Origin of the sequence: Roseibium album, from assembly GCF_001404515.1 — a bacterium.
Lineage (GTDB): Bacteria > Pseudomonadota > Alphaproteobacteria > Rhizobiales > Stappiaceae > Roseibium > Roseibium album.
The window spans coordinates 81,453-107,656 of record NZ_CXWE01000009.1 but is presented as its reverse complement, the minus strand read 5'-3'; the positions used below and the strand labels follow the sequence as shown (position 1 = coordinate 107,656).

The 26,204-nt window shown below is 55.8% G+C and carries 18 protein-coding genes and 1 tRNA gene; 14 read left to right on the top strand and 5 right to left on the bottom strand.

From position 1 onward, the window contains the following. Window positions 1–13 precede the first annotated feature (13 nt). Window positions 14–760 (bottom strand): maleate cis-trans isomerase family protein, encoded by a 747-nt coding sequence (locus LA5095_RS26575; protein WP_235808886.1) that lies wholly within the window; start codon window positions 758–760, stop codon window positions 14–16. 225 nt (window positions 761–985) lie between these two features. Here LA5095_RS26575 and LA5095_RS26570 point away from each other — a divergent pair, with 225 nt between their 5' ends. The 11 genes from LA5095_RS26570 to LA5095_RS26520 all read left to right on the top strand — a co-directional run bounded on the left by LA5095_RS26570 (window position 986) and on the right by LA5095_RS26520 (window position 18,395). Further along, window positions 986–2,143 carry a M24 family metallopeptidase gene (locus LA5095_RS26570; protein WP_055120615.1) on the top strand — a complete coding sequence of 386 codons (1,158 nt, stop codon included), beginning with the start codon at window positions 986–988 and terminating at the stop codon, window positions 2,141–2,143. A gap of 52 nt (window positions 2,144–2,195) precedes the next feature. Beyond that, a complete protein-coding gene (locus tag LA5095_RS26565; RefSeq protein WP_055120613.1) occupies window positions 2,196–3,347 on the top strand; it encodes a M24 family metallopeptidase in 1,152 nt (383 codons plus the stop codon). 56 nt (window positions 3,348–3,403) lie between these two features. After that, window positions 3,404–3,607, top strand: coding sequence for a hypothetical protein (locus LA5095_RS26560; RefSeq protein WP_055120817.1), 204 nt, complete (start codon window positions 3,404–3,406; stop codon window positions 3,605–3,607). 5 nt (window positions 3,608–3,612) lie between these two features. After that, on the top strand, window positions 3,613–5,019 hold the full coding sequence (locus LA5095_RS26555; protein WP_055120611.1) for an Asp-tRNA(Asn)/Glu-tRNA(Gln) amidotransferase GatCAB subunit A: 1,407 nt from the start codon (window positions 3,613–3,615) through the stop codon (window positions 5,017–5,019). 313 nt (window positions 5,020–5,332) lie between these two features. Further along, window positions 5,333–7,717, top strand: coding sequence for a glycogen/starch/alpha-glucan phosphorylase (locus LA5095_RS26550; RefSeq protein ID WP_235808885.1), 2,385 nt, complete (start codon window positions 5,333–5,335; stop codon window positions 7,715–7,717). A gap of 2 nt (window positions 7,718–7,719) precedes the next feature. Then, a complete protein-coding gene (gene glgB, locus LA5095_RS26545; protein WP_055120606.1) occupies window positions 7,720–9,921 on the top strand; it encodes a 1,4-alpha-glucan branching protein GlgB in 2,202 nt (733 codons plus the stop codon). Between the two features lie 29 nt (window positions 9,922–9,950). Then, the gene (gene glgC, locus LA5095_RS26540) at window positions 9,951–11,213 is read left to right on the top strand and encodes a glucose-1-phosphate adenylyltransferase (protein WP_055120604.1); all 1,263 of its coding nucleotides are present in this window, start codon (window positions 9,951–9,953) and stop codon (window positions 11,211–11,213) included. Between the two features lies 1 nt (window position 11,214). Continuing rightward, window positions 11,215–12,669 carry a glycogen synthase GlgA gene (gene glgA / locus LA5095_RS26535; protein WP_055120602.1) on the top strand — a complete coding sequence of 485 codons (1,455 nt, stop codon included), beginning with the start codon at window positions 11,215–11,217 and terminating at the stop codon, window positions 12,667–12,669. Continuing rightward, window positions 12,666–14,762: a glycogen debranching protein GlgX gene (glgX, locus tag LA5095_RS26530; RefSeq protein WP_055120600.1), complete on the top strand. Its 2,097-nt coding sequence runs from the start codon at window positions 12,666–12,668 to the stop codon at window positions 14,760–14,762. Before glgA ends, glgX begins: the two co-directional genes overlap by 4 nt. Then, window positions 14,759–16,765, top strand: coding sequence for a 4-alpha-glucanotransferase (gene malQ, locus LA5095_RS26525; protein ID WP_055120598.1), 2,007 nt, complete (start codon window positions 14,759–14,761; stop codon window positions 16,763–16,765). Before glgX ends, malQ begins: the two co-directional genes overlap by 4 nt. A gap of 1 nt (window position 16,766) precedes the next feature. Further along, a complete protein-coding gene (locus LA5095_RS26520; RefSeq protein WP_055120597.1) occupies window positions 16,767–18,395 on the top strand; it encodes an alpha-D-glucose phosphate-specific phosphoglucomutase in 1,629 nt (542 codons plus the stop codon). 93 nt (window positions 18,396–18,488) lie between these two features. Here LA5095_RS26520 and LA5095_RS26515 read toward each other — a convergent pair whose 3' ends face one another. Beyond that, the gene (locus LA5095_RS26515) at window positions 18,489–19,220 is read right to left on the bottom strand and encodes an IclR family transcriptional regulator (protein ID WP_055120596.1); all 732 of its coding nucleotides are present in this window, start codon (window positions 19,218–19,220) and stop codon (window positions 18,489–18,491) included. A gap of 108 nt (window positions 19,221–19,328) precedes the next feature. Between LA5095_RS26515 and LA5095_RS26510 the strand changes: the two genes are divergently transcribed. Next, the gene (locus LA5095_RS26510) at window positions 19,329–21,659 is read left to right on the top strand and encodes a cytochrome P450/oxidoreductase (protein WP_055120595.1); all 2,331 of its coding nucleotides are present in this window, start codon (window positions 19,329–19,331) and stop codon (window positions 21,657–21,659) included. Window positions 21,660–21,941: 282 nt separating this feature from the next. Here LA5095_RS26510 and LA5095_RS26505 read toward each other — a convergent pair whose 3' ends face one another. The 3 genes from LA5095_RS26505 to LA5095_RS26495 form a co-directional block, all read right to left on the bottom strand. Then, entirely contained in the window at window positions 21,942–22,385 is a 444-nt protein-coding gene (locus LA5095_RS26505) for a GNAT family N-acetyltransferase (RefSeq protein WP_055120593.1), read from the bottom strand. Between the two features lie 113 nt (window positions 22,386–22,498). Next, window positions 22,499–22,801 (bottom strand): hypothetical protein, encoded by a 303-nt coding sequence (locus LA5095_RS26500; RefSeq protein WP_144436172.1) that lies wholly within the window; start codon window positions 22,799–22,801, stop codon window positions 22,499–22,501. Between the two features lie 183 nt (window positions 22,802–22,984). Beyond that, window positions 22,985–23,074 (bottom strand) — tRNA-Ser (locus tag LA5095_RS26495). A gap of 796 nt (window positions 23,075–23,870) precedes the next feature. Here LA5095_RS26495 and LA5095_RS26490 point away from each other — a divergent pair. Together LA5095_RS26490 and LA5095_RS26485 are read left to right on the top strand one after the other, a co-directional pair. Further along, on the top strand, window positions 23,871–24,938 hold the full coding sequence (locus LA5095_RS26490; protein ID WP_235808884.1) for a septal ring lytic transglycosylase RlpA family protein: 1,068 nt from the start codon (window positions 23,871–23,873) through the stop codon (window positions 24,936–24,938). A gap of 60 nt (window positions 24,939–24,998) precedes the next feature. Then, window positions 24,999–26,201: a D-alanyl-D-alanine carboxypeptidase family protein gene (locus LA5095_RS26485; protein ID WP_208992873.1), complete on the top strand. Its 1,203-nt coding sequence runs from the start codon at window positions 24,999–25,001 to the stop codon at window positions 26,199–26,201. Window positions 26,202–26,204 lie beyond the last annotated feature (3 nt).

The following is a 26,204-nucleotide window of genomic DNA, read 5'->3' as shown; positions in this document are numbered from 1 at the left end:
GAAGGTGTTCTTCCTAACACGATCTCATCAAGGTGCCATAGCCAGCCACCCTGTCTCGAATTCCAAGTAGCCTCAGAATATCCCAGGCCATCGCCTGATTTGAACAGATGACGGGTTTTTTCAGTGTTTGCTCCAGTTCGTCAACAATATCGAGGGAACGCAACGCGCCACAGCTGATGAAGACTGCCTCCGCATCTGTTGTATCGACGGTTTTTGCAAAATCAGCGATCCGCTCGGGCCTGACTCTCACCATCTCGCTGTCATACCGCAAATTCAGTCCGCAGATCCGGGTCACCTCAAATCCTCTGTCCTGCAGATAGTTCTTCTCCCGGTCGTTGACTTCATCAAGATACGGCGTTGCAACCGCGATCTTTGAAACCTCCAGCGCCTTTAGCGCCCTGATGACCGAAGTGATAAGCGATGTTGGCCGGGCCTTCGGTGCTCCTGTCCTGAGCGCATCAACAACCTTGTCTTCTCCCAGGACCAGACTGCCCGAGGTGCACGCATAGCTGACGACGTCCAGACCTGCATCAGGCAAAAGAGTGGACGCGGACCGCGTGAGTTCCCGGGTCAGCGACGAAAGGCAGGCAACCGTGATGTCATCGGCGCTTGAAACACGGGCGAAATGCAGACCGACATCAGCGGGAAACAGGCGGAACATATCGCCTTCGATCGTCTGTTCACTCGACAGAAGCACGAAGCCAACCTTGCCGCGGGTGTGGCGTCCTTCGTCAAACAGATCATCTTTCACAAAATTCATAGCTGTATACATCTTGCGTCTCTGAAGGACATTAAGGTATCCTATTTTTAGATTTGACGCTATGCTGTATGCATGTCAAAGATTTTTTGAATTGATCTGCGCATTCACGATCGATTTTTGACGAAAGCGGATGAAACCAGGTCCAGGAGGCCTCGCAGAAGATACCGCGATCGAATGGGGGAATGGAGATCCCCGTTGTCACCTGTTCAACGGGAGGGAGGACAGATGCTCGAACAAGCAAAAACGAGAACCGCTCAGCTACAAAGGCACATGAAGGACAACGGTGTCCAAAAGGCCGTCTTTACGGATGAAAGCTCGATTGCCTATCTGGCGGGATTCTGGGGGTACCTGGGTATTGAATTCGGACGGCCGACGCTGCTTGTCGTTGATGCCGACGACGAACCGGTGGTCATCACGCCGCTGATGGAATCCGAAATGGTCGCGGAAATGACCTGGGTCACGGATGTCAGGGTCTGGGAGGACGTTGGCCAGCGCACCTGGGGCCGCGCTCTTGCCGGCGCCCTGGGTGACAAGCCGACCCGGATCTGGATTGAGCGCAGCACTATTCCGGCAAGTGTACGCAATTACCTGGACGACACCTATCCAGGTGTGGCGCTCAAGGATATTTCTCCGCTGCTCGGCAAATTGCGCATGATCAAGACCCCATTTGAAATCGGCGTCATGAAGGAAGCCGGGCAGATTGCGGGCGCGATGATGACTGCCGCACACGAGTCATTGCGGGAAGGCGCAAGGGAGTATGAATCGGCACTCGCTGTGATCGAGGCCGGTTCCCGCAAGGCAGCCGGTTTTCTGACCGACGAGGGCTGGGATCGCTTCGTGTCGCCGATGATCCACAATCTCCAGATCCTGCAAAGCGGTGCCGAAACATCAATGGTGCATCGCCGGGCCGGCGTCAGGACATACCGGAAATTCGACCCCGTCTATTTCTGCTTCTGCAACATGGCACAGTTCAAGCAATACAAGTTGGGTTTCGACCGGATGTTTCACATCGGCGAGGTGACCGATCAGGCGCGTCACGTGCAGGAAGCGGCGATCGCGGCACAGCAGGCGGCCATCGCCGCGATCCGGCCGGGCGTACTTGCCCGGGAGATTGCGGCAGCCGCCAATGAAGTCTACCGGGAACGGGGATACCAGACAGGATATCGGACAGGCAGATCGATAGGGGTTGCTTATCTGGAAGCACCTGAACTGAAGGAAGGGGACAATACTGTCCTCAAAGCCGGCATGACCTTTGCCGTGGATGGCGGCATTTCGGTGGATGGTGTCACTGCTGGCCGCATTGGAGACTCCGTCGTCGTCACCGAAAACGGATGCGACTACATCACGGACTATCCGCGAGAAATATTGCTGAGCAAACATTGAAACTGCGCCTTCGTGGGAGACGCCAGAGGGCAATTTGGGGGAAAGCGATTCAATGACGGAAACCGATCCCTTTCCGGCGAAAGAACTGGAACATCGAGTTGCTCGCGTTCGCAGTGCGCTGGCTGACAATGATCTCGACGGCATTCTGGTCTCTGTACCGGAAAGCATCTACTGGCTGACAGGTCTCGATCATTGGGGTTTCTTTGCCGCGCATGTTCTGGTTGTCAATCGCAACGGCGAAATGGCCCTTGTTTGTCGCGGCATGGAAAGAATAACTGTCGAAAACCAGGTCCGGAATGCCACCTTTTACGGTCATGGCGATCACGAAGAGCTTTCCGATTACGTGCTTGCCGCCACAGCCGATCTGGGTCTCAAGGGCGGTCGTGTGGGCATCGAAAAACGTAGCTTGTTTCTAACGCCACGCCATGCCGAATTGATCCAGAAAGGATCGGCCCAGTGGGTGGATGCTTCGGGCATCATCGACGAATTGCGCCTTATCAAGTCAGCACGCGAAATGCAGTATACGCGCAAGGCAGCACGTGCTGCAGACCTTGGAACATTGGCGGCAATCGAGGCGGCAGGCAACGGCGCGAGCGACTATGAGGTCTCCGCAGCCTTTCACAACAGGGTGATCCTGGAGGGCAGCGAATACCCCGGCTTCGGTCCATTCATCCGACCGACAACGCGACTTGGAGAAGAACACACGACCTGGCGAGGAGATGTGTTCAAAAACGGCGATGCTGTGTTTCTGGAAACATGCGCTGCCTATCGAAAATATCAGGCACCGATGGGGCGACTGGTCTATGTCGGCAGCGCTCCCGACGGAATAGAGGCCTCGGTACAACTGGCGATCGACGGCATGAAAGCAATCTGTGGCGCGTTGAAACCGGGTCGCAGGGCAGGGGAAGCATATGCGGCGTGGCGTGAAGTTGCCGTGTCGGCGGGCCTGATGGACTATGAACGGCATCATTGCGGTTACATGGTTGGAATAGGATTTCCGCCCAGTTGGACCGGAGGATCGATGGTTACATCGCTGTTCCCTAATTCGGAAAGAATTCTGGAGCCGGGCATGGTGTTTCACGCACACAGTTGGTTCACGAACACCACGGTCCCAGATTATTTCATCTCCAACACCGTTCTTTTGACAGAAAGTGGCGCAGAGGTCCTCACCACGCAGACGCCGGAAACGCTAATTGTCCGGTAACGGGAAAACCGAGGTGGGACGTCTTGGTTCTGAGTGCCGGAAACCGGGAGACAAAAGTGAAACCGCTTGCGAAAACAACTCTTGAAGCGATCTGCGAACAAATGGCGAGCCATACCTGGTCGGACAGGGAACTGGAAGAACTGGTCGATCCGAAATTGGGTATCATTACAGGTTTCCAGGACCTTCTGGAGGAACTGGACATCTTGCGAAATACGGATCTTGGAACCACGCCGCCTGCACTCGGCGTCCAGAAATCATAAGCTCGATGTCCTCAGAAATTGCCTTCAGCGATGTCCGGTCTCTCAATAGTCTGCTCGACACCGGCAGGATCACGCCCACCGAGCTTGTTTCGATCTTTTCGGAACGCATCAAGTGCTTCAATGACATCTCGCGGGCATTCATAACAGTGACGGCCGAGGAGGCGGCCAACACGGCTGGTTCCTTGAACAAGGTGGATCTTTCAAAGTCATCGATTGCCGGCATTCCCTATGCCAGCAAGGATCTCTTTGATGTCAAAGACATACGCACGACGGCAGGCTCCCGGGTTTTTCAAGACAGGATCGCGACAGAAGACGCTTTTGTGATTGACTGCCTTCGCAGGAAGCATGCAATTGGCTTGGGCAAAACCAACCTCCATGAGTTCGCATATGGCGCAACGGGCGAAAACGAGGTCTATGGCACCTGCGTCAATGCGTATGACCCGACGCGCCTTGCCGGCGGGTCATCCAGTGGTTCCGCCGCGGCCGTCGCATTCGGGATGGTACCCGCGGCACTTGGAACAGACACGGGTGGCTCTGTTCGTGCGCCTGCTGCGCTCAATGGTCTGGTCGGTTTGAAACCGACTATCGGCCGCGTGTCGACACGCGGAGTTGTGCCGTATTGCTGGACACTGGACCACGTCGGCATCATGACCAGAACGGTTGCCGACAGCGCGGATATCCTGGAAATCATCAGCGGATACGATCCGAAAGATCCGGCCTCGGTAAGCCTTCCGGAAGAACCCTATTCTGCGAACCTCGGTGCGGATTTTTCCGGCATACGGATAGGCATCCCGACAAGGTTTTTCTTTGAACGCGCGGACCCCGAAATCCTTGCGGCCCTGGAGTTGGTAAAAGAGCATCTGTCATCGCGCGGAGCCATGCTGTTACCAGTTACCTTGCCCGACATGGAACATACCCGAACCGTATCGCTGACAGTCCAGTTGCCGGAAGCACTGAGCGCGCACTCGGCTTACCTGGAAGAGCACGGCCATCTCTACAGCCGCGATTTTCGAGCCGGTCTTGCACTGGGGCAATGCCTGCTGGCCGAGCACTATGTGAAGGCAAAACGGTTCATAGAATGCTATCGGCAACAGACCAACGCCATCTTTCGCGACGTGGATCTGATCCTGACGCCGGCAACTCCGGAGATTGCGCCTAAGGTCGGAACGGTGAAAACAACCAGGGACGGCGTGTCCGAGGCCGTTGGAAACGCAATCACGCGCTTCACCAGTTTCTTCAACATGACCGGTCATCCGGCCCTTACGATGCCATGTGGCATGCACTCCGATGGATTGCCGATCGGCCTGCAGCTCGTTGGCAGGTACTTTGAGGAAAGAACAATTTTCCAGGTTGCCTCTGATCTTGACAGGACAGAGGCATTCTCAATCCCTTTGCCAAAAACAGACTGCTGAACGGCCGGCTTTGGTTTGTCCCCGCCGGTCTGGCAATCAAATCGCTTCCGAAGATCCAAATCGAATTCCGGTTTCAAACCGGCCGGTAGACCGTTCGACCTCCTGCCGATCTGATTTTTGAAGCTCCGGGAACGCTGGACCCCTGTCATCAGAAATGGTCTTCGAAATTCGAATGCGTCGATTTGCGGGTAACAAATCCCGGCTTTGTTCGATTCCGAGGCGACTGTCGCGTCGTTTATGTTATCGAGATCATGTGTGGTTTTTCCATGCAACGAAACATGTATCGGCCAATCGGAACAGAGAGCGAGAAAAAGTGACGAATACGACGATCGCACCAGAGGACCTCCAAAAATCCATATTGCAACATCTGGAAAAATCGCTCGGCAAGGATACACAAAACGCGACGCTCTACGATTGGCGCACATCCTTGTCTCTCGCCTTGCGCGATCTTGTTGTCGACCCCTGGTTTCGTTCCACGCGGAAAACCTACGAAGCGGCCGGAAAACGGGTCTATTACCTGTCAATGGAGTTTTTGATCGGAAGATTGCTCGAAGATGTGGCGATCAACCTTGGTGCCGAGGACGCGTCCCGAAAGGCACTGGCAGATCTTGGACTTGAATACGACAAGGTAGTCCGCGATGAACCCGACGCCGCATTGGGCAATGGTGGCCTGGGCCGGCTTGCCGCCTGCTTTCTGGACAGTCTCTCGACACTCGGCATTCCGGCATACGGATATGGCATTCGATACGAACACGGACTTTTCGAACAGCATTTTGAGGACGGCCGGCAAATCGAAGTTGCCGAAGGGTGGCTTGCCCAGCGCCATACCTGGGAATTCGAACGCCCGGAAGTGACATACCGGATTGGCTTCGGCGGACATGTCAACGGAAACTGGGAACCTGCCGAAACGGTCATTGCCAACGCCTATGACACTCCAATTCTTGGCTGGAAGGGAAGGTGGGCCAACACGCTGCGCCTTTGGTCGGCCAAACCGACTGTCCTGTTTGACCTCGGAAGCTTCAACCGTGGTGACCTTGTGGGAGCCGTTGTCCCCGAGGCGCTCGCGCGCGCGATTTCTCGCGTTCTTTATCCAGACGACACGACCGAGGCCGGCAAGGAACTGCGCTTGAAGCAGGAATATTTTTTCACTTCCGCTTCACTGCAGGACATCGTACGCCGGTTCGGATCGGAAGGCTATGACATCGACACGCTGGCCGATCACGTTGCCATCCAGTTGAATGACACACATCCGGCCATTGCCGGCCCGGAACTGATACGGCTTTTGGCGGATGACCATGGTGTCGAAATGGCCAGAGCGATCGAAATTGCGCGCGACTGTCTTGCCTACACCAATCACACGCTGCTTCCAGAAGCACTCGAACGCTGGGATCTCGGACTGTTTGCCCGGACACTTCCACGGCACCTTCAGATTATTGAGACGATTGAAGCAGATCATCTGTCCAGAACCGGCAGTCATGTGCGCATCATCGAGGATCATTCGGTCAAGATGGGTGAGTTGGCCTTCGTCATGGCCCATTGTGTCAACGGGGTCTCGGCATTGCATTCCGAGCTGGTGAAAAAGACTGTGTTTGCCGACCTCAATCGCGACTATCCCGGCCGCATCATCAATCAGACGAACGGTGTCACCCCGCGGCGGTGGCTCTATAACTGCAACGCACCTCTCAGGGAACTGATCAACCGTACGATCGGCGAGAGCTGGGTCGATGACCTGGACCAGCTCAAGAAACTGGAAACGCATGTTTCGGATGCTGGTTTCCTGGAAGACTTCATGGCGGCCAAACAGGCCAACAAGAAACGCCTTGCGAACTGGCTCGGCGAACAGGTCGGGCAGACGGTCGATCCGGCCGCAATGTTCGATATCCAGATCAAGCGCATACACGAATACAAGCGCCAGTTCATGAACATTCTGGAGACAATCGCGCACTGGAATGAAATTCGGGACAACCCGAATGGTGACTGGACGCCCCGGCTGAAGATCTTCGGCGGCAAAGCCGCACCTGGGTATTTTGTCGCCAAGGAGATCATCCACCTGATCAACGACGTCTCCAGGGTGATTAACACCGATCCGGTGACGCGTGACCGGCTCAAGGTGATCTACCCGCCAAACTACAATGTCTCGATGGCCGAAGTCCTGATCCCGGCGGCCGACCTGTCCGAACAGATTTCAACCGCAGGCAAGGAGGCGTCCGGCACTGGGAACATGAAATTCGCGCTCAACGGCGCATTGACGATCGGGACCCTAGATGGCGCTAATGTTGAAATTCGCGAGCGCGTCGGCGAGGAGAATTTCTTTCTTTTCGGCTTGACGGCCGAGGAAGTCGTGAACCGGCGCACACAGCACGATTTTTCGCGCACGGCCATCGCGAACAGCCCGCATCTGGCACGCGTGCTCAACCAGATTGCCGACGGTTTGTTCTCTGCGGGAGACCCAGGGCGATACCATGGTTTGGTCACGCTGCTCTACGAGCACGACTATTTTCTGGTGACGTGCGACTTCGACGATTACCACGCAACGCAGAACAAGGTTGACACCGCGTTTGTTGATCGGAGACGCTGGTCGGAAATGGCGGCGTTGAATACGGCTCGTTCGGGATGGTTCTCCTCTGACCGCACGATAGAAGGATATGCAAAGGACATCTGGAATACCCCGTCTCTTCTGGACAAATCGGGAAGCTGACTATGAGTGCAAAAGGTCAAGGCGCGTTTCAGGAACTCAGCAGGGGCAGCTTTGACGATCCATTCTCCGTACTTGGGCTGCATGAGATTGACGGTATGCAGTGCATTACTGTTTTTCATCCGGACGCAGATGCCGTGGAGGCAATCGACGTTGAAACCGGACAGTCGATAGCCGCCTTGGTACCGCAACCGGACGCACACGGTGTTTTCCATTCTTCGACAGATAGAACGAAACGGTTTGCATACAGCTTGAGGTTTACACGTGGGACCGAAAGCTGGGATGCCGGAGATGCCTACCGGCATGGGCCCGTTCTCGGCGAGTTGGATGAATACCTGATTGGCGAGGGGTCGCACCTGCGATTGTGGGAAAAGCTCGGCGCCCACATAATCGACCACGAAGGAGTGCGCGGCACCCATTTTGCCGTCTGGGCTCCCAATGCGAAACGCGTGTCACTGATTGGCGATTTCAACGCCTGGGACGGGCGCAGGAACGTGATGCGCAAGACTGGTGGCAGCGGCGTCTGGGAAATCTTCATGCCCGGACTGGCCGACGGCACGGTCTACAAGTTCGAGCTTCAGGACGATCAGGGACAATTGCTCCCGGAGAAAGCCGATCCGTTCGGCTTTGGTGCCGAACATCCTCCCAGGACGGCATCGGTCGTGCGCGATTTGCACAAATACGATTGGCAGGACGAAAACTGGATGAAATCGCGCGGTGCAAGGCAGCGCATCGACCAGCCGGTTTCAGTCTATGAAGTGCATCTCGGTTCCTGGCGCCGAATTCCGGAAGAAGACAACCGTCCACTGTCCTACCTGGAAAATGCCCGCGACCTCGTCTCCTATGTCAAGGACATGGGATTTACTCACATCGAGTTGCTTCCTGTTTCGGAACACCCCTTTGACGGCTCCTGGGGATATCAGCCAATCGGTTTGTTTGCGCCAACAATCCGCTACGGAACGCTGGATGAATTCAGGACATTTGTCGATGCCTGTCATCGTGCCGGACTGGGCTTGATCATCGACTGGGTGCCGGGACACTTCCCGGAAGACAAACATGGACTTGGACGTTTTGACGGCACACCCTTATACGAACATGCCGATCCCCGGGAAGGATGGCATCCCGACTGGCGAACCTTCATCTACAATTATGGCCGAACCGAAGTTCAGAATTTTCTGATCGCCAATGCCCTCTACTGGATGCGCGAACATCATGTCGATGGCCTGAGGGTCGATGCGGTCGCGTCAATGCTCTATCGCGACTATTCACGCGCCGAAGGAGAGTGGGTTCCTAATGATCAGGGAGGTCGGGAAAACCTCGAGGCGATCGATTTCCTGAAGCGTACCAATACGCTCGTCTATGCAGACATGGACGGTGTGATGACAATCGCTGAGGAGAGCACCGCATTTCCCGGAGTAAGCATTCCGGTCGACGCAGGCGGTCTGGGCTTCGGTTTCAAGTGGAATATGGGATGGATGAACGACACTCTGTCCTACATGCAGGAGAATCCGGTCCATCGCAAATATCATCACAACAAGATCGAATTCGGCTTTCACTACGCGTTCTCCGAGAATTTCGTTCTGCCGCTCAGCCACGACGAAGTCGTCCACGGAAAAGGGTCAATCCTGGATCGAATGCCGGGTGAGGGGGCAGAGAAGTTCGCCAATCTGCGAGCCTACTACGGCTTCATGTGGGGACATCCAGGCAAGAAACTGCTGTTTATGGGATCTGAATTCGGGCAGGGCTGGGAATGGAACCACAACGAAAGCATCGGCTGGCACCTGCTGGACGATGATCAGCACAAGGGAGTGCAGACGCTTGTTCGGGATCTAAACCGTGTCTATGCGCAAACGCCTGCGCTTTACCAACTTGACTGCAAGGCTGAAGGATTCGCTTTGGTGGAATCCAACGCGGACGAGTCCGTATTTGCCTGGCTGCGCTTCGACGAGGAACGCAAACGCCCTGTGCTCGTGGTGTGCAACTTCACACCTGTCGGGCGAGAAGGCCGAAGGATAGGTGTGCCTCTCAAGGGGCGCTGGACAGAACGACTGAACACGGATGCAGAATGCTATTGCGGCGGCGGTCTCGGGAATCTGGGAGGAGTAGTTGCGGACGAAATAGCCGTCACAGGTCAACCGTTTTCGCTCTGCCTGACATTGCCGCCTTTGAGCACTGTTATGTTTGAGTTTGAGGCACCGGACACCTGATCGGCGCCGCCAATACGGGAGGAAAATGGATGTCCACGCAAGATCAAGGCAGCCTGGCGCGTCAATCGATGGCATTTGTCCTGGCGGGCGGCAGGGGAAGCCGTTTGAAGGAACTGACGGACAGACGCGCGAAACCGGCCGTGTATTTTGGAGGCAAGACGCGGATCATCGACTTCGCGCTTTCCAATTCAATCAACTCCGGTATTCGCCGTATCAGCGTGGCCACGCAATACAAGGCACACAGCCTCATCAGGCACCTGCATCGGGGCTGGAGTTTTTTCCGCCCGGAACGCAATGAATCCATGGATATCTTGCCTGCTTCTCAGCGGGTAAATGAGGAAAACTGGTATCTGGGCACCGCGGATGCCGTGTATCAGAACATCGATATCGTTGAGAGTTATGCGCCAAAATACATGGTCGTCCTCGCCGGTGACCACATCTACAAACAAGATTATTCCAAGATGCTCGAACAGCACGTAGCAACTGCTGCCGATGTAACGGTGGGCTGTATAGAAGCCTCTTTGGAAGAAGCGAAAGGCTTCGGTGTCATGGCGGTCGACACCGAAGACAGGATCACCGAATTCGTTGAAAAACCTGCAAATCCACCGTCGATGCCGGGAGATCCGGATCAGGCGCTTTGCAGCATGGGCATCTACGTCTTCGAGACACAGTTTCTGTTTGAAATTCTCAAGGAAGACGCCGCTGATCCGAACTCAAGCCACGACTTTGGCAAGGACATCATTCCAAGGCTCGTGAAAGCCGGCACCGCGTTCGCGCACCCTTTCAGTCGTTCCTGCGTCAAGAGTGGACTGGAAAGAGAACCTTACTGGCGCGATGTCGGCACAATCGACGCGTTCTGGCAGGCAAATCTCGATCTGACGGATTTCACACCCGATCTGGATATCTACGACACGGAATGGCCAATCTGGACTTATCAGGAACTGAACCCGCCGGCGAAATTTATCCATAATGAGGAAGGCCGGCGCGGCCAGGCAATTTCGTCAATGGTTTCCGGCGGGTGCATCATATCCGGTTCCAGTCTGTTGCGCTGTCTGATGTTCACCGGTGTCCGCTGCAACTCCTATTCCCGCCTTGAAGGAGTTGTTGCCATGCCGCACGTGGATATCGGCCGGAACGCTCGATTGACGAATGTTGTCATCGACCGGGGCGTCCAGATACCGCAAGACCTGGTCGTCGGTGAAGACCCGGAGATGGATGCCAAGCGTTTTCGCCGCACCGAAAACGGTATCTGTCTGATCACGAAAGCGATGATCGACAAGCTGGAGGCCTGACATGAAGGTGCTGCTTGCGGCTTCCGAGTGCGCACCGTTCGTCAAGACCGGAGGTTTGGCTGATGTCGTCGGAGCCTTGCCGAAGGCCTTGGCAGAGGCTGACATCGAATGCCGCGTCATCCTGCCTCTCTACCCGACTTTGAAAGGGCTTGCCAGGAAGGCAACTTCCGATATGGACCTGGGCACGTTGTTCGGCAGTCCCGCGCGGCTGCTGGCGATCGAGGCAGAAGGACTTTCACTCCTTTTGCTTCAAGCTCCAGATCTATTCGAACGCAAAGGTGGCATCTACCTGGATGAAAGCGGAAACGACTGGACCGACAACGCCCAACGCTTCGCGGCATTGAGCAACGCTGCAGCGCAGGTTTCGCTCACCGGGTACGAAAACTGGCGGCCCGACCTTCTCCATGCTCACGACTGGCAGGCCGGCCTGGCGCCTTGGTATCTGCGGCAGGCCGGTTCCCGCATGCCGTCTGTAATCACGATCCACAACATTGCATTTCAGGGATTGTTCCCGGCCGCACTGACACGGTTGTTGAAACTGGATCCTGCAGGATACTCAAGGGAAGGTTATGAGTATTACGGACAGATAAGCTTTCTGAAGGCTGGAATAATTGCCTCGGAAAGGATCACGACGGTCAGTCCGACCTATGCCAGAGAGCTGATGGCCGCCGAATTCGGTATGGGTTTTGAAGGGTTGCTCCAGTCTCGCAAATCAGACCTGGTCGGTATCCTCAACGGGATTGACCTGAAGGCCTGGGATCCGCAATCCGACACGGCGATTGCAGAAAATTACAGCGCGAGGTCGCTCAAGCGAAAGGCTGCAAATCGGCAAGCGCTTGAAAAACGCTTCGGTCTTTCAGGCAATCCCGACGCACCGCTCTTTTGTGTGATCAGCCGACTGACGGAACAAAAGGGTCTCGATCTTCTGCTGGACGCAATTCCGGCACTCGTGGGACGTGGTGCGCGTCTCGCGCTCCTTGGCAGTGGTGAGAAGAAACTTGAGGAATCCTTTCGAAAAGCAGCGGCGGATCATGCCGGATCGGTCGGAACGATCATCGGCTATGATGAAAACCTGTCTCACCTGATGCAGGCGGGTTCGGACGCTATTCTGGTGCCGTCACGTTTCGAGCCCTGCGGTCTGACGCAACTCTACGGTCTTCGCTACGGGACGTTGCCGGTGGTCTCTCGTACAGGCGGTCTTGCCGACACGATTATCGACGCAAATGATGCAGCCATCAGGGCGGGAAGTGCGACTGGTTTTCAGTTTGCACCTGTCACCGCAGAAAACCTGGTTCACGCGATTGACCGCGCCTGCGATCTCTTTGGCGACCGCAAAATCTGGACTTTACTGATGCGCAACGCGATGCGACATCAAGTTGGGTGGGACGCGTCCGCCACTGCATATCAATCGCTGTTTGAATCTCTTCTGGACGGGGCCGAGAAGGACGCTGAATGAACACCCCGATGCTTCCAGGCACGCCAAGCAGGCTTGGTGCGCATTTTGACGGTGAGGGAACGAATTTCGCATTGTTCTCTGCCAACGCACAAAAAGTGGAACTTTGTTTTTTCTCAAGCGATGGACAATCCGAAACGTCCCGGCTCCTGTTGCCGGAACGCAGCGGTCCGGTCTGGCATGGGTATCTTCCCGGAATACGCCCGGGAACGCTTTACGGCTATCGTGTCCACGGTCCCTATGACCCCGACAGGGGCCATCGCTTCAATCCCAACAAGCTCCTCCTCGACCCCTACACGCGCGAAATGAGAGGAAAGTACCGTTCTTACGGTGACTTACTGGGGTTTATTAATTCTGATCCAAAAGGAGATCTGTCCTTCAACACACGCGACAGTGCACCTTTTGTACCCAAGTCACTTGTGACAGCGCCCGAGACACACGCACCGTCCAGCGAGCGTCCGGTCCCGCGCTCCGATGAAGTTCTGATTTATGAAGCCCATGCAAAGGGGCTGACAATGGAGCATCCTGCGATCCCGGAAAGCCTTCGCGGAACATATGAGGGCCTGGCGTCGGACCCGATGCTCGAGCATCTCCAAAAACTGGGTATCACGACAATCGAACTGCTTCCCGTTCATGCCTTTGTCGACGACGGTTTCCTGGTCGAAAAAGGACTGAAGAATTATTGGGGCTACAATTCAATCGGGTTTTTCGTTCCAGAGCCGCGCTACTTCGGTCCCGCAGGTCGCGCAGGCTTCCGTGCCATGGTGCAGCGCTTCCACACTGCCGGCATCGAGGTCATTCTCGATGTTGTCTACAATCACACCGCGGAAGGGGACCATCTGGGCCCGACTTTGAGTTTCCGTGGCATCGACAACGCATCCTATTATCGACTGGTTCAGGGCCAGCAGCGTTATTATGTCAATGACACCGGAACCGGAAACACGCTCAACGTTTCTCACCCGTACGTCATGAGATTGATACTCGACAGTCTGCGCTACTGGGTTGAGGTCATGGGCGTGGATGGCTTCAGGTTTGACCTGGCAACGACACTCGGTCGGGAGGATCATGGTTTCGATCCAAACGGCGGTTTCTTCGATGCCCTTCGACAGGACCCGATCCTGGCAACAGTTCGCCTGATCGCCGAACCGTGGGACATCGGGCCGGGCGGTTACCAGCTGGGTCAATTTCCTCCGGAATTTGGCGAATGGAATGACAGGTTCCGTGACACGACACGACGGTACTGGCGCGGCGACGACCACAGTGCACAGGAACTCGCTGCCTGTGTTCTGGGCTCGGCCGGGTATTTTGACAGGGGCGGGAGGCCTGCCGGATCCTCGGTGAACCTAGTGACCGCGCACGACGGATTCACGCTTGCCGACGTCACGCGCTATGCACATCGACACAACCTCGACAATGGCGAAGATGGCAGAGACGGTCACAACGCGAACTACAGTGACAATTTCGGTATTGAAGGCGATAGTGACAATCCCGTTGTTCAAGCCAACCGGTCCCGCCGTCAACGAAATCTGCTCGCCACGCTGTTCCTTTCGCAAGGAACTCCGATGCTATTGGCCGGAGACGAAATCGGAAACAGTCAAAATGGCAACAACAACGCCTATTGCCAGGATAACACGATAGGCTGGGTGAACTGGCAGCACCGCGATGAAAGCCTCGTTGAATTTGTCAGCGGTCTGTCACGGTTGCGAAAGGCACACTCCAGCCTTCGCCAGTCACGCTTCCTGCATGGGGCAGTGCGCGAGAGCGACGGAATGCCCGATGTAGAATGGCTTGATTTCAACGGCCGCTCTCTCGATTGGCGTGACCCCGGTCTGTCCACCTTCGGTCTGATCCTGCGAGGTTCTGGAGAGTGCGCGCCTGAAAGACAGGTTCAGGACACGCTACTTCTTCTGTTCAACCGGGACGCAGACGACCTGCCGGCAATTCTGCCCGTTCCACCAGGTGGTTATGCCTGGAGACTGGAACTTGACACTTCGGCCGAGATGTCCTTCCCAGCAAGGCGCATTGACAGCGGCAACATGAACATTCAAGGCCAGTCGGTTGTCGTCCTGGCCCTTTCAGCGGACGAAGTCTCATGAGCTCCAACCCATTGCATGAGTTGGCTGAAGCATACGGTATCTTGCCCATGTTCCACGACCTCGGCGGTCACGAACACTGGACCAATGACGAAACCCGGCGCGCATTGCTAAAGGCGATGGGTGTTTCAGCGGAAACCGACACCGACACACGGATATCACTCGAAGCAATCAGGTCAGAGCAGCTTGGCCACATAGTACCGCCTGAATTTGTGGTGACTGCTGGATATGGTTCAACAATTCCGGTTTTCCGGCCATGCGCATGGATATTGAAGGACGAGAAAAATCAGTATCTTGCAGATGGATATGCAGAAGTTCAGGTAGATCTGCCTGCACTCGAAGTCGGCGTTTATCATCTGAACGTGGAAGCGGAGGGTGAAACGCAAATCGCGATGATACCCGCAGCGCCGGTAAAAGCGCCAATGGTGGCCTCACTTGCCGCAAGGGACCGCGTCTGGGGTGTCACTGCCCCGCTTTACGGGTTGCGTTCCAGCCGGAATCTGGGCGTGGGCGACTACACCGACCTGGCAAGTCTTGCCGCAATGCTAGGCGACCGCGGCGCAAGTTTTCTCGGCATCAATCCGATCCATAGCTGGGGCTGGTCGACCTCCGACATTGCCAGCCCATATTCACCGTCCCATCGTGCTTTTTTGAATACGTTGCATATTGCTCTCGACAGCATACCCGGACTTGACGGCAACACGTCCGCGATCGCCTTGATGGAAGAAGCTCGTGGTCAGCTCGATATGTCCGACGGCCTTATCGACTATCAGGTCGTCCGAGCCCGTCACCAGTCGCTTCTGTGGTCCCTGTACGAAACATTCCGGGAAGCGGCTTCAGAATCTGCCAAGGCGCATTTCGAGGAATATGTCCGTACGTGCGACGACGAACTTAGTCGCTTTGCGGTGTTCGAGGCGCTTACCGTCAAGAACGGTGAAAACTGGGAAAGTTGGCCAATTGCGCTCCAGGATCCAGCCTCATTGCCCAATGATGCCTGCAGCCCGAATGAAATTGAGTTTCACGTCTGGTTGCAATGGATCGCATCTGAGCAATTGAGGCGGATAGCAGACAGCGACACCATGCCGATGGGTCTGTATCTGGATCTTGCAGTCGGATCCCGACGGAATGGCGCGGAAGCATGGATGGGACAAGACTGTGTAGCCAAGGGCGTTTCCCTTGGAGCGCCGCCGGATCATCTCAACCCCCAGGGACAGAACTGGCAACTGACAGCATTCGCACCAAAGCTTAGTGCGCTGAGTGGTTATCGCAATTTCCGCTCCGTGCTCAGGCAGACCATGCGCGCGGCCGGTATCATTCGCATAGATCACGTGCTCGGTCTGAATCGCAGCTTCTGGCTTCCAGACGATGGCAGTCCCGGGGCGTACATTCAGCAACCATTCGAAACGCTGCTTGCGCTTACCGCTATCGAGGCGCATCAGGCAAATTGTGTCGTCGTTGGAGAAGACCTCGGGCTGGTGCCGGAAGGATTTCGCGAAATGCTCGCTGCGCGCGGCATCTACGGATACTCGGTATTGCAGTATGAACGAGAATGGGACCGGTCTTTCCGGGATCCGTCCCATTTGCGCGCGCATAGTCTGGCCTGTTTTGCAACGCATGACACGCCGACACTGCACGGATATTGCGCTGGCCGCGACATTGACTGGTGGCAGCGGCTCGGCTGGATCGATGCAGACACAGCAACCCACCAGCGCGACGAACGCAAGGCGGATGTTGCCGCTCTGGTTCCGCAAGGATCAGATCCGGGTACGGCAATTCATGACCGTCTGGCCCGGTCACCGGCCGCAATGACATCCGTGCAATTGGACGACATCCTCGCAGAAGAGGAAGCTCAAAATTTACCGGGGACAATTGATGAGCATCCGAATTGGCGCCGGATTTATTCGGTCCCTGTTGAGAAACTTGAAGCAAATTCCGCGCTTCCCGACACCGCAGACCTGATGCGCGCGTCCGGACGTGCCTATTTTTATCCGGAAGGAGAAAACTGATATGGAAATCAAAACGATTCCCACCACGCCGATCGACGGACAGAAACCGGGAACCTCGGGTCTACGCAAGAAGACACGCGTTTTCATGGAAGCGCATTATCTTGAAAACTTTGTTCAGTCCGTTTTCGACGCGATAGGAGGAGCTGAGGGCAAGACCTTTGTTGTCGGTGGCGACGGACGATATTTCAATGCCGAGGCAATCCAGACAATCCTGCGCATGGCCGCTGCAAACGGGGCAAAGCATGTAATCACCGGGCGAGGGGGCCTGCTGTCGACGCCAGCGGCATCCAATTTGATCCGAAAGAATGCCACCGACGGTGGTCTGATCCTTTCGGCAAGCCACAATCCAGGCGGGGTCGACGAAGACTTCGGCCTCAAGTTCAACATTCCAAATGGCGGTCCGGCTCCCGAATCCGTCACGAACGCAATCTTCGAGGCCACCTGCAACATCAACCGGTATCTGACACTGGACACGCCCGCCATTGATCTTGAAACAATCGGTGAAACACTGCTCGGGAAGATGACCGTGAGCGTCGTTGATCCAGTGGCGGATTACGCAGAGTTGATGGAAGAGCTGTTTGATTTCACAGCGATCCGGGAACACATCGCCAACGGGTTTGAAATCCGCTTCGATGCCATGCACGCCATAACCGGTCCTTACGCAAAAGCGATCCTGGAAGACGCGCTTGGCGCACCTTCAGGAACGGCGATCAACGCGATCCCTTCGGAAGATTTTGGCGGTGGACACCCTGATCCCAATCCGGCCTGGGCCAAGGATCTGATGAACGAACTGATGTCGGATGACGGACCTGACTTTGGCGCTGCGTCAGACGGCGACGGTGACAGGAACATGATTTTGGGACGGAACTGCTATGTCTCGCCCTCCGATAGTCTTGCCGTATTGACTGCCAATGCACATCTGGCGCCCGGTTACGCAAATGGGCTTGCCGGCGTTGCCCGGTCCATGCCGACCAGTTGCGCCGTCGACCGCGTGGCGCTGGAACTTGGAATTGAGTGCTTCGAAACTCCGACAGGATGGAAGTTTTTCGGCAATCTTCTCGATGCAGGCAAGGCAACGCTCTGCGGTGAGGAAAGTTTCGGAACCGGATCCGATCACGTCCGCGAAAAGGATGGTCTCTGGGCGGTCCTTCTCTGGCTCAACATCCTGGCATCGAGGAAATGCTCCGTGTCGGAGCTTCTTTTGACCCATTGGGAAAAGTATGGACGGAACTACTATTCAAGACATGACTTCGAAGCACTTCCGATCGCCGACGCAAACGCTCTGATGGCGCGTGTTTCCGGGCAATTGAATGACCTTCCCGGTAAGTCCTTTGCCGGACTGGAGGTTACAAAGGCCGACAGCTTCGCATACGAAGACCCTGTTGACGGCTCAAAGAGCAGCAACCAGGGCCTGCGCATTCAGTTTTCCGGTGGCGCACGTGCCGTGTTCCGACTGTCTGGCACGGGAACCGAGGGAGCAACGGTCCGCCTTTACGTCGAATACCTTGAAACGGAGCCTTCGAAATTGAACGGGGACGTTCAACTGGCCCTTGCGCCTGTGATCGAGGCTGCACATGAAATAGCCGATATTGCCAAACTTGGTCGTCCCGGACCCGACGTGATCACCTGATGATTCACACCGATACGGGCAGGATATGTGCAAACAGCGCGCAAGCAGTCGTTTGCACACTTTCCTTTATCCACCCGGATCGCCGGATACCCGCTAAACGGTTTTCAAGTTGTTCAGTTTCGATGTACCGCCAAAGCCCTGAGAAATTTGCGCTGCGCAATTCATCAGAAGTGGCGCCGCCATTTCGGTATCCAGATCGTCAAGCGCCACAACACCAATTGAAGCCTCAAGGGCAACCAGCCGTTTCCCGGACAAACGAAGGGGAGCAGCAATACCGACAGCACCGCGTTGCAGCTGGCCCCGTGTAATGCTGTAGCCATCACGTCTTGCGGCACGAACCTCATCACTGTCCTCGGGCCGTTCCGCACGCCCTGCGAGAATTGCGATACCGGCGGCACCGCGTGTCAAAGGGTGTCGGCTGCCGACACGGTAGCCGACGCGGATGAGACCTGAGTTTGATTCAGCGACAAGGATGGCAACGGCATCCATCCCGCGCGCGACCGACAGGAAGGCCGTCGCCCGGGTTTCTTCAGCAAGCTTGTTCAGTTCAGGCTCCACGATCGAGCGCAACTGGGGTTCCAGGCTTGAGACAAGCGCAAGGACGGCGCTTCCGAGAAAAATGTTGCCGTTTGCCGCGCGCCAAACAAAAGCATCCGCTTCCAGGGTCGCGACGATTCGATAAGCAATCGCGCGGTCGACCTGCAGCTTGTCAGCTAACTGCGCGACGGAAAGTCCATCAGGGCTGTCTGCTACGTGAGTGAGTGCTTCCATCCCTCTTTGCAGGGTCTGCAGCAGATTTCCTTTCGGCCTGACATTGTCTTTCATCAAAACCTTCCGTTTCGAAACGGGACTTGACCGCGAAGTCGAAGCTTGCACAATGATTATAACGCGCAATTTTGTGCGATAAAAGTAAATGACTTCAGGAGAGGCCAATTGGCACGGTCCGAGAACCAGACGGACAACAGGTCCGGCGATAAAAGCGAAGCCGAAGATGCGGCCGGTAAATGCCCTTTCTCCCGGGAAGCTGAGGAATTTGACGCGTTTTCCGATCGCTATCAGTCCGACCCTGCCGAGGCGCTCCGCTGGTCGCGGGATCAGAAACCGGTCTTTTTCAGCCCGAAACTCGGTTATTGGGTTGTCAGCCGTTACGATGACATCAAGGCCGTGTTTCGTGACAACAGCATCTTCTCACCCCGAATTGCCCTTGAAAAGATAACGCCTGCGACACCCGAGGCGGTCGAGGTTCTCAAGACCTACGGCTACGCCATGAACCGGACCCTGGTAAACGAGGACGAGCCTGCGCACATGGAGCGTCGGCGAGTTCTGATGGATCACTTCTTTCCCGAAAACCTGGAAGCCAAGCAGGAAATGGTGCGAAGGCTCACACGGGAAAAAGTTGACGCTTTTATCGACTCGGGACGGGTCGATCTGGTGGAGGCCATGCTCTACGAAGTTCCCTTGAATGTAGCGCTGCATTTTCTCGGTGTTCCGGAAGATGACATCAACGTCCTGCGGAATTTTTCGGTCGCCCATTCGGTCAATACCTGGGGCAGGCCATCGGATGAAAAACAGCTCGCCGTTGCGCACGACGTCGGTCAGTTCTGGGTCTATGCCGGCAAAATCATAGAAAGGATGAAGAACGAACCGGAAGGCACCGGCTGGATGCATGAAACGATCCGCAAGAACGCCGAGATGCCCGATATCGTACCCGACAGCTATGTCCACTCGATGATGATGGCGATTATCGTCGCAGCCCACGAAACCACCTCGCTCGCGTCGGCGAACATGTTCAAGACATTGTTGAGCCACCGGCAGGCGTGGGAAGATATCTGCCAGGACGCCAGCCTGATCCCGAATGCCGTTGAAGAATGTCTGCGCTATTCAGGTTCAATCGTCGCCTGGCGGCGCCAGACAACTGCCAAGACCCGCCTGGGAGGCGTTGATCTGCCTGAAGGTGCAAAGCTTCTCATCGTCCAGGCATCCGGAAACCAGGACGAGAGGCATTTCGAGGATGGCGACACGTTCGACATCTATCGCGACAACGCTGTCGATCATCTGACCTTTGGCTATGGCAGCCATCAATGCATGGGCAAGAATATCGGCCGCATGGAAATGCGGGTATTCCTGGAGGAAGTCTCGCGCAGGATCCCGCACCTGCAGCTTGCCGATCAGGAGTTCAGGTATCTGCCGACAACATCTTTCAGAGGTCCGGACCACGTCTGGGTCGAGTGGGATCCTGAAAAGAACCCTGAACGCCAAAAACCGGAAATCGCGGGTTCCGAAGTCCACTATCCGGTCGGCGCGCCTTCGCGTCGCGACATCGCCCGCAAGGTGCGTGTCGCGGATGTTCGGTGGGAAGCCGAAGGTGTCCTCGGACTGACGCTCCAGGACACCAGGGGGCGACCGTTGCCTGACTGGAGTGCGGGTGCCCACGTCGAACTCTGCGTTGCAGACTACGAGCGCAAGTATTCCCTTTGCAGCCGCCCCGGAGCAGAGGGTTACGACCTTGCCATCTTGCGAGACGATGGCGGGCGAGGAGGCTCGAAACATATCCACGAAACCGTGAGAAAGGGCATGGAGGTCAAACTGCGCGGCCCCAGCAACCTCTTCCGGCTTGACGAGACGGCGAACTCCTATCTCCTGATTGCCGGGGGCATCGGGATCACGCCGATCATTGCCATGGCAGACCGGCTCAAGGCACTCGGGAAAGACTATACGATCCATTATTGCGGCCGCTCGCGCGGGAGCATGGCCCACCTCGTTCGCCTGGAACAGGACCACGCTGGCCGTTTGACGGTTCATGCCGCCGATGAAAACAGGCGTGCAGACCTTGCCGGTCTCGTCTCGGCACTGAAACAGCAGGGGCAAATTTATGTCTGCGGTCCGGAACGCATGATTTCGGCCCTGGAAGACCTCACCGTGGACCTGCCCGAGGGCATACTGCATTTCGAGCATTTTTCTGCGCGGGACACCGGTCTCGATCCGGAAAAGGAAGCAGGCTTCGATGTCGAACTGCAGGATTCCGGACTTTCCATCAAGGTCGCCGCATATGAAACGCTGCTCGACGCCCTTCATGCAAAAGGCATCGATGTCGCATCCGATTGTCGTGAGGGATTGTGCGGAAGCTGCGAAGTGATGGTTCTGGAGGGTGACATTGATCACCGGGACAAAGTGATGACGCGCTCCGAAAGGGCCGGGAACCGGCGCATGATCGCCTGCTGCTCCCGCTCCCGAAACGGCGGACGTATCAAGCTTGCACTGTAACCGCTTTGGCGGTTCCATTCACAGTACCGGCAATTAAAAGACGCAGCGTCACTGGAAAGATTATTGCCGGAGAAGGTGTATCCATCCCGGCATTTCAGCGCATAGCGGCGCGTATGGGATCCGACACCGTGATGCGGCCTCGGGCACGGTGGTCTTTAATTCACAATCACACCAAAAAATATGGGTCTACAACGCCATGGCACTTCAGGGCGCAGGCAAGCCACCCTTGTGGACGTGTCTGTCGATCCGAGTGAATGATCGAATTGAACCCATGGCCAATAATCAGATTTGATCAGGATTGGTCCAGCGATGCTCGATATTCATAAGATTTGATTCTACTTCGATTTCTCGATTCACCTCGACGAGTCCCTCGCGGTGATAGAACCTCAATGCATCTTTATTCTTTTCATAAGCCCAAACGGTTATCCAGTCACAGTCTGCTTTCGCCAAGTCGAGCAAACGCTTTCCAATACCCGTGCTTCGCTCCCCGGCAATCACGTAGAGCGCACCAATGTTATCGTCATCGCGGGTGCAAAATCCGACGATGCGGCTCCCCGTTTGCGCAACCCATACCTTATCGGTCTCAAAGATATCTCGCCAGAAAGCCTGCATGGATCCGCGTTCGTCGAGTTCCGCCATCCACGGCGTTTCTTCTGCCCAATCGCGCAGGATATCGACGCATGCGACGACATCTGTTGTTTGTCCGGACCGGAAGTGAGGTGTCATGGAGATGTCGATACAGCACAATTGTGGAAAGGTCCACGATGGCATGAAAGCGAAACAGGAACGTCGGCTTTGGCTTCAACGCCGCCCCAACGCCGATATTCAGTCAATCCGTTTCAGTGTTCGCGACGGTCTTTGCGGAACCAGGACAGCAGCATCGAAACGGGATATGCCAGGCCCGCAATTACAATGCCAGTACCGATTGACCCGAAGAGCAGGATCGAGGTCCAGAACGACCATGGTTCACTTGCCTGCTCAACGAAACCACTTCTCTGACCAAAGTGCATTCCGGTCTGGAGCGCCAGAACAACGTGTTGTTGGAGGATGTAACCTCCAAAAACGACCACGAGAGCACTCAAACTCCAGCAAAACAGTGCCAGGCGAACCTGTTCGGAATTCCGCATCTTTTGAAAATACACGGTCTGACTTTGTCTCGCAATCGATGGCCGTCCTACGCGTTTCCGAATATCGCTGACAGACCGGCAAGGCACTACGAGTTGGAAGAAACATTGGACGGTATTGGCTGTGTTTCATTGAAACAAGAACACCCATGAACAATGGGCGCGTGAGCTACGTTTCCAAGTACAAATCAGAAAAGAAAATGGCGGTGAGGGTGGGATTCGAACCCACGGTACGCTCTCACGCACGGCGGTTTTCAAGACCGCTGCCTTAAACCACTCGGCCACCTCACCTAAGCAGCGGGTATGTCTCGCACATCGCTGCTCGTTCACACCGTTTCCTTTGTCTGGCGCAGAAAGTCAAGAGCCGGTTTTCCGACATTGTGTCAAAACAGAAAATTTGGTGTGGAAGCCGTATCACGGCGGAAGGTAGATGCTTTGGATTGTTCCGGTGCCGGGCGCCTTCAGGGTTGGGTAGGGCAGGACGAGCGCAGCGGCTCCGGAACATTGCCAAAGTGTGGGGGCCGCCGGTCCGGTGTCGTGGGCAGGGTTTTGAACCGACGGCCAATGCTGGAGGTGGGATCCAGCGTTGCTGTGACAGGGCGGTCATCAGCAATGAGGTCACTCTAGGCGGAACTGACAATGGCGGATGTGACGCACATCACAAGCTGATCCTTTGATGTTTTTTTCGCGACTGTGCCCTGTCTGCAACAGCGTAAAATTGCATTTCAATTGAGGAATTTTTCTTTTGAAAACAAGTGCTTATTTAACATCCTCAGGAAACCGAAATCAGGCTCGTAAAGTTTCTTGCCCAAACGATCGAAAAACGATCGACCATGGCCTCGACGGCCTATTTACTTTGAAGTAATAAACTTGCGATCTAAACAGGCGCTATGTGTGGGACGCACCGCGGGGGCAGTGTGTCTGTTAGGGAACCGGTCCTGAGGACCGGACCGTAGCCTGGAAACCGGATCACTTTGCAAGAAGTGCCGGATTATCGCGTGAGCTGCGGGGCCGCCAACGCGTAAGTGAGTAGGACGGCAGAATGCTAGGGACAGGCGTGCTAACTTGCCGGTGGGCAGGATCGTCTTTGGGGAAGCAGACCGGGGAAACAAGGGACCGCAGCAGCTGGCGACAGCTTGGCAATGTGGTGCTTGCGGTTGCCGCGCTTTCTGTTGTTGCCGCCTGCAGTTCGGCACCAAAGCAGAAGGCTAAATTCAGTCCTGAAAAATACGGCGTCAAAGCCAGCCCGCGGATGGTCGCCTCCGGCAAAGCCGTTCCAAAGGGTGGCGGGAGATACGTCATCGGCAAGAAATACAAGATTGCCGGCAAGTGGTATTATCCCGAGCATGATCCGAACTACAAGAAAACCGGCCTTGCGTCCTGGTACGGACCGACGTTCCATGGCCGCAAGACTGCCAATGGTGAAATTTTCGATCGCAACGCGCTGACCGCCGCACACACGACCATGCCTTTGCCTTCCTACGCCAAGGTGACCAATACCGCGAATGGCCGCTCGATGATCGTGCGTGTCAATGACCGCGGGCCGTTCCACGGCAACCGCGTGATCGACCTGTCCGAACGGGTTGCCACGATGCTGGGCACCAAGTCTGCCGGTGTCGGCAAGGTGAAAGTGGAATACGTCGGCAAGGCACCACTTCACGGCGAGGATGAAGAGTACCTGATGGCCTCCTATAACGGCCCGGGATCCGTTGTGCCGGGCGGCACCCAGCCTGGAACATTGCTGGCCCAGGCCGCGCCACCCCAAATCGTGTTTGGCAAGGTACCGGCACCTGCAACACGGCCGTATTTCGCCACATCCACGGTCGCTTCCGCTTCCAGAACTCAGACCGGCAGGACTTTCGCAGCTGCCTTCGATCCGGCGATCGCCTTCGAAGCGGGCGACCGGACGATCAAGGTTGCTTCCAACAATCGCTTCAAGCAGGAACCAAGCACGTATTCGTCCAGCTTCGCACCGTCGAACGGCACACTTGGAACCCCTTTTCCCGGCCAACCGGCCAGTTTTGAAACGGGAAGCGCAATATCTTCTTATTCCGCAAACACGCGAATTTCACAAGCGCATGGTCTCTTGTCCACAGCCGGTTCATCCGGGCTTTCCATGCGCCAACTGGCTGCTAGTATTCCAGAAGGCAAATAACGGAAAAACGGCATTCCATCATTTGCCCTTCGAGACTGACGTGTCAGGGTGATTGAACGCATGCGTAAACCGGTAGATAGAATTTCGGGACGCGGAATGCTGGCCTTCGCAAAACGCATGGCCAGCCTGCTGGTTGTGACTGGATTCACCGGAATTTTTTCATCCGCGTTCGCGGTAGAATCAATCGTGACGAAAGCGCCGAAGGCTTATCTTCTGGAGCCGAGTTCCGGCACTGTCCTTTATTCCAAGGCGCCTGATGAACCTTTTGTGCCCGGATCACTTGTCAAGGTCATGACAGCGGCCACAGTCTTCCAGCTTCTTGAGGAAGGCGAGGCGAAACCTGATCAGTTATGTACCGTCAGCGAACATGCCTGGCGCACCGGTGGCGCTCCCTCGCGCAAATCCACGATGTTTGCGGCGATCAAGTCGGAAATCGCGATAGAAGACCTGCTCAAGGGACTGCTGGTCCACAACGCCAACGATGCTGCCATTGTCTTGGCGGAATGCATCGACGGATCGGAAGAAGAGTTTGCCGGCCGGATGACGGATTTTGCCCGGTCCATCGGCATGACCAACAGCCGTTTTTCCAATCCGACAGGCTTCACCGAGCAGCCAAACAGCACGACGGTTCAAGATCAGGCCAAGCTCGCTGAATATGTTATCGAAAACCATCCGGATCTTTATCCTCTGTTCTCTCTGCCCGAATTCACCTGGAACAGGATTTATCAAAGAAACAAGAACCCGCTTCTCGGAGAAATAAGAAATCTGGATGGATTGGGAGGAGGCAATGTCCCCGAGGACGGTTATTCGGGACTTGCATCCGTGGACCGGAACGGCAGAAGGATCATCGCCGCAGTGGCGGGATTGAATTCCGACAAGCATCGGCTTCAGTCGCTGAACGAGGTTATTGGCGGCGCCTGGGAATTCTACTCGGTTCAGACAATCTATCCGGCCGGTGAAAAAATCGCTGACGGCAAGGTTTACGGAGGTATGGAAAGCACCGTGCCGCTTGTCGCGAAAACCGATATCGACGTTCTGCTGGCGCGTGGAGGCAGCCTGGAGTACCGCCTTCGTGTGGTCTACGATGGTCCATTGATGGCCCCCGTTAAAGAGGGAACGCGGGTGGGCGAATTACGGGTCATTGGCAAGGAAGGCGTCGTCTACCGGGCGCCGCTGGTCACCGGTGGTGCGGTGGCTGAAGGGACGATGATGAACAGGGCTGTCGACGGTCTGCAGGAACTTCTTTTCGGCTGGATCGGATAACTG

Bases quoted from the DNA above. Each gene is read 5' to 3' on its own strand.
- LA5095_RS26575 (WP_235808886.1), bottom strand. From the start codon at position 760: ATGAATTTTGTGAAAGATGATCTGTTTGACGAAGGACGCCACACCCGC.
- LA5095_RS26570 (WP_055120615.1), top strand. From the start codon at position 986: ATGCTCGAACAAGCAAAAACGAGAACCGCTCAGCTACAAAGGCACATG.
- LA5095_RS26565 (WP_055120613.1), top strand. From the start codon at position 2,196: ATGACGGAAACCGATCCCTTTCCGGCGAAAGAACTGGAACATCGAGTT.
- LA5095_RS26555 (WP_055120611.1), top strand. From the start codon at position 3,613: ATGTCCTCAGAAATTGCCTTCAGCGATGTCCGGTCTCTCAATAGTCTG.
- glgB (WP_055120606.1), top strand. From the start codon at position 7,720: ATGAGTGCAAAAGGTCAAGGCGCGTTTCAGGAACTCAGCAGGGGCAGC.
- glgC (WP_055120604.1), top strand. From the start codon at position 9,951: ATGTCCACGCAAGATCAAGGCAGCCTGGCGCGTCAATCGATGGCATTT.
- glgA (WP_055120602.1), top strand. From the start codon at position 11,215: ATGAAGGTGCTGCTTGCGGCTTCCGAGTGCGCACCGTTCGTCAAGACC.
- glgX (WP_055120600.1), top strand. From the start codon at position 12,666: ATGAACACCCCGATGCTTCCAGGCACGCCAAGCAGGCTTGGTGCGCAT.
- malQ (WP_055120598.1), top strand. From the start codon at position 14,759: ATGAGCTCCAACCCATTGCATGAGTTGGCTGAAGCATACGGTATCTTG.
- LA5095_RS26520 (WP_055120597.1), top strand. From the start codon at position 16,767: ATGGAAATCAAAACGATTCCCACCACGCCGATCGACGGACAGAAACCG.
- LA5095_RS26515 (WP_055120596.1), bottom strand. From the start codon at position 19,220: ATGAAAGACAATGTCAGGCCGAAAGGAAATCTGCTGCAGACCCTGCAA.
- LA5095_RS26505 (WP_055120593.1), bottom strand. From the start codon at position 22,385: ATGACACCTCACTTCCGGTCCGGACAAACAACAGATGTCGTCGCATGC.
- LA5095_RS26485 (WP_208992873.1), top strand. From the start codon at position 24,999: ATGCGTAAACCGGTAGATAGAATTTCGGGACGCGGAATGCTGGCCTTC.